This window comes from Rathayibacter sp. AY1A7, assembly GCF_002930845.1.
In the GTDB taxonomy this organism is placed as follows: Bacteria; Actinomycetota; Actinomycetes; order Actinomycetales; family Microbacteriaceae; genus Rathayibacter.
Map to the genome: position 1 here is coordinate 1,701 of NZ_PSTL01000046.1, position 2,144 is coordinate 3,844.

A 2,144-nucleotide genomic window follows, 5' to 3' on the forward strand; every position below is an offset into this window, starting at 1 on the left:
GAGTACCTGCGGGGCAGAGATGCGGCAGCGTCCGTGGGCTCTCTGCTCGCAAACCACGACATCGTCACCCGGCGTCGTGTTGCAGCAGATCTCCTTGCGCACATCGAGGCGTCCGCTAGGGACTCGGCTGTCCGCTGGTACGCCAGCGCGCAGAAGCCGGTGAGCGAGTCGTACACGAGGGAACTCAAGAGTCTGCGGCAGGAGGCCATCGACCTGTTCCGCGGGCCGCTGGCGAATGTTCACGGCGCCGACGACCTCGCGACGCATCCCGACGCCGGCGAGGCATGGATCGCAGCGACTCGCCTCGGTCTCCGCTTCCGGGCGCTGGCGAAGTCGGCCGCGTCGATGCTCGGAGTCTCGGAGGTCGACCAGCTGCCGCTCGTCCACGTGATCGACAACCTCGAGCATGTGTGGCCGACGTTCTGGATTGCCAACGGGGCGACCATCGACGGCGGAGATTCGGCACGGTCCTACGGGCCTCAGCGGCCCGCCTGGGCGGACGCGACACCGCTCGACCAGCTGCGCGCACTCGTCGACGCAGGAGCGGCGTTCCTGGTGCCGACGCCCGCCGGACTCGCGGAGCGCCGCACCCGGATCCGGATCGCGACCAACGTCGAGCTCGACAAGCAGGCCGCCGCCCTCAAGCGTGAGCATTCCCGCAAGCGCTGACCATGACTGGGGAGCGGTCCTGGGTGGTCTCGCTCCCCTCGCGGCCGGCGCGCACGCCTCCTTGCACGCAGCGCCGGCCGCACCCACCGACTGAGCCACGAGCTCACCAGACGCCGTGCTCGGTTGTCGACCGCACACCGAGCCGAGCCCGGCACACACTGCGCCCCCGTCACCCTCGCGGTACGGGGGCGCAGCTGCGTCAACTCAGCGCGGCAGCCCGCCCCTCTCGCGATACCCGCAACCCACTGCGACACAGTCCTTCCGCGGCTGACCCTTATCCGCTGCCGTCAGGCCCGGCTGAACCTGCACCGACTGCTGACCACACGCCGGGCACCACTCGATTGCTACCACTCGATTCGACATCCCCGAACCCTAGGGCCGACCACCGACATCAGGAGCGAGCGCTACCCGAACACCGTCGGATCTTCCGGCTTCTCCGGCTGAGCTACCCCCGAAGCATCAAGGACCGTTCCGAACCAGGTGATGCACTCCCGGATCGGCGCGTCTACATACCGGCCACCGACATGCTTGGCGTAGTACGGCCGCAGCTTCGGCTGTCGATCGTTCGGCGCATGAATGTCCTCGAGAACCTTCCAACGCGGTGACGGCGAGATGTAGAACACGTAGTCCTCCTCCGGCTTCCGATCGCGGCCGAAGAAGTCACGGGTCGGTCCACCCGACGCGGTGACCATCACCTCATGCGCATGACGGTGCCGCAGCCACCTCAGCCCTTTGAGCACGTCACCCTGCGGAGACGAGGCCAACACCTGCGCCCACCTCGCCGGAGTGCACAGTTCCCGCAGCCCGTCCTCCAGAGCCATCAGCCACCACAGCGACTCAACAGCAGCTGTCCACACAGCGAAGCCTTCATCCGCCTGATGAGACCGGTCGAGTCCCTCAGACGATGCACGCAGAGACCACCACAAGGCGAGCGCGCCGTCCTCGCTCACTTCAGCCACCCATCCGTCCGACCAGGCCGCCGGCGTGTGGCACCCCTCAGAGAACGTCGGCTCGATCAACCGCAGATCACCCGTCATACCGCGACGCTAGCCACTCCCGCCGACACCCCCGGCCTCCATCCCCCCCGGGGGGGGTAAACGAGAGCCCGCTTCGCGTTCTGCTGGACGCGGTGCGCAGGACTCTGGGGGGTTTTTTTCTCAGGGGGACTCCTGGGCCTTCTGTCCTGTGATTCCGCGGATTCTGCCCTCGTGAAGGCGACGAACGGCGCGCGAAAATGGGCCTGTTTTGACCCTGTTTCGAGCAGGTTCTGAGAGGGCCCTCAACGGTAGAATTGGGGTGTCGGCGTCACGAGCTTGCCGCTCCTCGATCGGGGCGCCGACCTGATCTTCGAGACCCTCTCTGGGCTCGATCTGCTGTACCCACAACGAGGAGCGATGCTTTGCCGAACCGTGCTGCCGACCACCCTGATCTGATCGCCGCGACGAACGAGGCGTACCACGCGCTGCTCGCTCGAG

The 2,144-nt window shown here is 67.0% G+C and carries 2 protein-coding genes; one reads left to right on the forward strand and one right to left on the reverse strand.

Translation table 11 applies throughout. The features are described from left to right. Positions 1-159: 159 nt before the first annotated feature. The gene (locus tag C5B95_RS16985) at positions 160-669 is read left to right on the forward strand and encodes a hypothetical protein (RefSeq protein ID WP_104349701.1); all 510 of its coding nucleotides are present in this window, start codon (positions 160-162) and stop codon (positions 667-669) included. A 404-nt stretch (positions 670-1,073) separates the two neighbouring features. Here C5B95_RS16985 and C5B95_RS16990 read toward each other — a convergent pair whose 3' ends face one another. Then, positions 1,074-1,706, reverse strand: a complete 633-nt coding sequence (locus C5B95_RS16990) for a hypothetical protein (RefSeq protein WP_104349702.1) — start codon at positions 1,704-1,706, stop codon at positions 1,074-1,076. Between the last annotated feature and the right edge of the window lie 438 nt (positions 1,707-2,144).